Origin of the sequence: Candidatus Accumulibacter vicinus (genome assembly GCF_000584955.1) — a bacterium.
GTDB classification, from domain to species: Bacteria; Pseudomonadota; Gammaproteobacteria; order Burkholderiales; family Rhodocyclaceae; genus Accumulibacter; species Accumulibacter vicinus.
The window spans coordinates 7519-8020 of record NZ_JDSS02000001.1 but is presented as its reverse complement, the minus strand read 5'-3'; the positions used below and the strand labels follow the sequence as shown (position 1 = coordinate 8020).

1 pseudogene is annotated in these 502 nt (G+C 70.1%); it reads left to right on the top strand.

From position 1 onward, the window contains the following. A pseudogene (locus tag CAPSK01_RS00040) lies at nucleotides 1-502 on the top strand (hypothetical protein); the annotation flags it as partial.

Below are 502 nucleotides of genomic sequence, written 5' to 3'. Positions count from 1 at the left end.
GCCAGCCCGGCAGCGGCGAGAAGGGCGACTGGCTCGACGGCGGCGAAGGCCGCGACCTCGCCATCGGCGGTGCCGGCAACGACGTCCTCGCCGGCGGTGGCGGCAGCGACCAACTGATCGGCGGCGGCGGTGACGACCTCCTGCTCGGTGACACCCAGCGTGACCTCGTGTATCGCGACTGGAGCGTCACCCGGCAAGTGATCCCGCAGCCAGCCGGCAACCTCTACCAGTACCCCTTCGGCCAGGCCTGGATCAGCCAATCGGCCAACCCCGGCGACGACGCCCTGTATGGCGGCGGTGGCAGCGACTGGGTCATCGCCGGTGCCGGCGACGATTTCGCCGACGGCGGCGCCGACGACGACGTTCTCTTCGGCGAGGAAGGCAACGACGTCCTGCTTGGCAATTCCGGCAACGACATCATCAACGGCGACAATGGGGGTCTTCCCCCGGCGGCCCATGGCGACGACTTCCTCGACGGCGGCGAAGGCGACGACCAGCTCCG